This is a genomic window from Mesorhizobium sp. M7A.F.Ca.ET.027.03.2.1 (genome assembly GCF_003999175.1).
In the GTDB taxonomy this organism is placed as follows: Bacteria; Pseudomonadota; Alphaproteobacteria; order Rhizobiales; family Rhizobiaceae; genus Mesorhizobium.
On record NZ_RZOM01000586.1, the window covers coordinates 1 to 3,860 of the forward strand.

Consider the following 3,860-nt stretch of genomic DNA (forward strand, 5'->3'; position numbering starts at 1 on the left):
ATAGAGATCATGGCCGGTCAGCCGCTCGGCCGACAGTTTGCGGCAAGCTTCGCGGATGACCAGCATCTCGGCATGCGCGGTCGGGTCGGCAAGTTCGCGCGTGCGGTTGCCGGCGCTGGCGACAACACCAACGCCATTGGCGATGACGGCGCCGACCGGCACTTCGCCTCGCAAGGCGGCAGCCTCGGCCTCCTTCAGCGCCAGCGCCATGAAATCGGGCCGCTTCACGCGATTTCCACTCCGATTATCTCCTCGCCACCTGACGGAGCAAGTTCGTTTCGAATGAACCGCACTTGCTCCAGGCTTTTGATTTTCGTTTGTCTTTTTGGAAAAACCGGTCTCCACTTTTCCCTGACAAACTCCAGTGATCCTGTTATTGAGCGCAGGACCTCGAAAATCGGGACTCGGTTTTCGAAAATGATCATGCGCCACATCAAAAGTGCTACAGCGTTCGTTGCGCGCCCGAAAGGATGCGCCACGCTGTAGCAGCGCAAACGGATAAAGGCCACATGGACGACAACGACAAGAAATTCCGACCCAGGAAGGGTCCGGCCAAGAGTGGGCCGAAAGCCGCGGGACCGCGCAGCCGTGATGGCGCCGCGGGCAAGGGCGGCAAGCCGTCCTTTGGCGCCAAGAAACCTTACGCACCGCGTGGCGATCGGCCGATGGCTGCCGATGGCGAGCGGCCGAAGCGCGATTTCAAGGGCGGGGACAAGCCTTTCAGCAAAGGCCCGCGTCCCGAAGGCAAGCCTTTTGAGAAGCCTGAAGGGCCGCGCAAGCCCTACGCACCGCGCGGCGACCGCCCGATGGCCGCCGAGGGTGAGCGCAAACCGTATGAGAAGCGCGAAGGGACGCACAAGCCCTACGCACCGCGCGGCGACCGCCCGATGGCCGCCGAGGGTGAGCGCAAACCGTATGAGAAGCGCGAAGGACCACGCAAGCCCTATGCGCCACGTGGCGACCGGCCAATGGCGGCCGAAGGCGAGCGCAAGCCCTATGAGAAGCGTGAAGGACCGCGCAAACCCTACGCACCGCGCGGCGACCGGCCGATGGCCGCCGAAGGCGAGCGCAAGCCCTATGAAAAGCGCGAGGGGCCGCGCAAGCCCTATGCACCGCGGGGCGACCGACCGGCTGCGGCGGCAGCGGGCGGCGAAAAGCGTTTCGACCGTCCCAAGCGTGATTTCAGTGACCGCGCGCCGCGCGACGCCGGCGATCGCCCGAAGCGTGACTTCGCCGACCGCCCCAAGCGCGATTTCGGCGATCGCCCGAAGCGGGATTTCAACGATCGGCCGCAAGGCGCGTCAGACGGCAGCTTCAAGCCACGCCCGCGTCCTGCCGAGGGCGCGGAAGAGGCAGGCGAGCGCATCGCCAAGCGGTTGGCCCGCGCCGGCCTGGCCTCGCGCCGCGATGCCGAGGAGCTGATCGCCGCCGGCCGCGTCAAGGTCAATGGCCGCGCCCTGACTTCGCCGGCCTTCAACGTCATGCCTGATGACATCATCCATCTCGACGGCATGGAAATCCCGCCGATCGAGCGCACCCGGCTGTTCCTGTTCCACAAGCCGGCCGGCGTCGTCACCACCAACCGCGATCCCGAGGGCCGCAAGACCGTCTTCGACGTGCTGCCGGCTGAATTGCCGCGGCTGATGACCATCGGCCGGCTCGACATCAACACCGAAGGCCTGCTGCTGCTCACCAATGATGGCGGCCTGTCGCGCGTGCTCGAACTGCCGGCCACCGGCTGGCTGCGCCGCTACCGGGTGCGCGTCCACGGCAAGGTCGAGGAAAGCGCGCTTGCGGGCCTGCGTGAAGGCATTGCCGTTGACGGCGTGTTCTACGGTGCCATCGAAGCCACGCTCGACCGCGAGCAAGGCACCAATGCCTGGCTGACGATCGGCCTGCGCGAGGGCAAGAACCGCGAAGTCAGAAACATTCTCGGCTCGCTCGGCCTCGACGTGACGCGGCTGATCCGCATCTCCTACGGGCCGTTCCAGCTCGATGACCTCGCCGAGGGCCATGTGCTCGAGATCAAGGGCAGGGTTCTGCGTGACCAACTCGGCGAGCGCCTGGTCGAGGAATCCGGCGCCAATTTCGACGCCGATGTCACCAAGCCATTTTCCAACAAGCCGGTGCGGCGCACGGAAGTTCGCGAGCCGGAGCCGGAGCGGCCGAAATTCACCCGCGACGGTGAGCGCCGCCCGATCGGCGAGGGCGGTTTGATCAAGAACCGCAAGCGCCGCGAAGGCAGCCGCGACGAGGCGCTGGGCAAACTGTCGACAAGTCCCGACAGAAGCGCGGAGAAGAGTTTTGGCGAACGCGGCCCGCGCCCCGAACGCAGCTTTGGCGACAAGCCGCGCGGCAATTTTGGCGACAAACCGCGCGGTGGCTTCGGCGACAAGCCGCGTGGTGCTTTTGGCGGCAAGCCAGGCGGCGGCAAGAAATCCGAGCGCGAGCAGCGGCCGATCGAGCCGCCCGGCCAGCGCAAGGCCAATGTCTGGATGGCGCCGGGCGCGCGGCCGATCGGCAAGGGCAGGGCCGATGCAGACGCAGCCAAGGCGGCTGAAGCAAAGGCGCGAAAGGCATCGTTCAAGCCGACCTATGGCAAACCGGCCGGCGCAAAGCCGTTCGGCAAGCCGCGCGGCGACCGTCCGACCAGCACACGCGGTGAGCGGCCGCGCGGCGGCCCCAAGGGCAAGTAATGCGGATCGTCGGCGGTGAGTTTCGCGGGCGTCCGCTGGCCACGCCGCGCAGCGACGCCATCCGGCCGACGACCGATCGCACCCGCGAGGCGGTCTTCAACGTGCTGGCGCATCGGTTTGCCGAGCAGTTGGACCGCGCGCGTGTGCTCGACCTGTTCGCCGGCACCGGTGCGCTCGGGCTGGAAGCCCTGTCGCGCGGTGCCTCCTATGGCGTCTTCATCGAGGAATCGGCCGAAGGCCGTGGCCTGATCCGCGACAATGTCGAAGCCTTCGGCCTGACCGGCCGCACCAAGATCTTCCGCCGCGATGCCACCGGCCTTGGCGAAGCGGGCACGCTGGCGCCGTTCGGCCTCGTCTTTGCCGACCCGCCCTATGGCAAGGGCCTTGGCGAGCGCGCCTTGCAGTCGGCGAAAGCCGGCGGCTGGCTTCGCCCTGGCGCGCTGTGCGTGGTCGAAGAGGCGGCAGTGGCGCCCTTCGAGCCGGGCCCCGGCTTTTCCGTGCTGGACGAGCGCAACTATGGCGAGACCGTCATCCGCTTTATCGAGGCGGCCTGATACGCCTTCGCGATTGGCGGTTCCTCTCCCCCGCTTCACGGGGGGCGGGGAACCGAGCACCGCCTCTAAATGACCAACAATTAACTTTGCTTGTCGCCAGTACCTTGCCTAGTCTGCAGACAGAACCGGAGCCGTTGATGACATCCAGGATTGAATGGCTGCGCGGAGCGCTGTTGGCGTCCTCTTTGGCTTTTGTCATGACCAGCCCGGTGCTGGCCGAGAGCCCCGTCTTGCCCAACACGGTTCCGGCCGAGTTCAAGGTCACGGATTTCCTGCTCGACAACGGCATGGAGGTGGTCGTCATTCCCGACCACCGTGCGCCGATCGTCACCCACATGGTCTGGTACAAGATCGGCAGCGCCGACGAGCCGCCCGGCAAATCCGGCATTGCGCATTTCTTCGAACATCTGATGTTCAAGGCGACGACAAACCATGCGGCGGGCGAGTTCGACCGCGCCATCTCCGATATCGGCGGCTCCAACAACGCCTTCACCTCTTACGACTACACCGCCTTCCACGAGACGGTGGCGCCGTCGGCACTCGAGTTGATGATGAGCTTCGAGGCCGATCGCATGCGCAATCTCATACTCACCGACGATGTCATCAAGAC

At 65.9% G+C, this 3,860-nt stretch carries 4 protein-coding genes; 3 read left to right on the forward strand and 1 reads right to left on the reverse strand.

Annotated elements, in window-relative coordinates:
- The coding region (locus EN750_RS22750; protein ID WP_145967839.1) for a deaminase at positions 1 to 228 on the reverse strand (228 nt) is incomplete at its 3' end.
- A 281-nt stretch (positions 229 to 509) separates the two neighbouring features.
- On the opposite strand from EN750_RS22750, the gene EN750_RS22755 reads away from it, so the two are divergent.
- The 3 genes from EN750_RS22755 to EN750_RS22765 form a co-directional block, all read left to right on the forward strand.
- A complete protein-coding gene (locus EN750_RS22755; protein WP_127397714.1) occupies positions 510 to 2,696 on the forward strand; it encodes a pseudouridine synthase in 2,187 nt (728 codons plus the stop codon).
- Positions 2,696 to 3,250, forward strand: a complete 555-nt coding sequence (gene rsmD, locus EN750_RS22760; RefSeq protein ID WP_127397715.1) for a 16S rRNA (guanine(966)-N(2))-methyltransferase RsmD — start codon at positions 2,696 to 2,698, stop codon at positions 3,248 to 3,250. The genes EN750_RS22755 and rsmD overlap by 1 nt, the downstream gene beginning before the upstream one ends.
- Positions 3,251 to 3,387: 137 nt before the next feature.
- The coding region (locus tag EN750_RS22765; protein ID WP_145967840.1) for a pitrilysin family protein at positions 3,388 to 3,860 on the forward strand (473 nt) is incomplete at its 3' end.

Excerpts from the sequence above, each read along its gene's own strand:
- EN750_RS22755 (WP_127397714.1), top strand. The coding sequence starts at position 510 with ATGGACGACAACGACAAGAAATTCCGACCCAGGAAGGGTCCGGCCAAG.
- rsmD (WP_127397715.1), top strand. The coding sequence starts at position 2,696 with ATGCGGATCGTCGGCGGTGAGTTTCGCGGGCGTCCGCTGGCCACGCCG.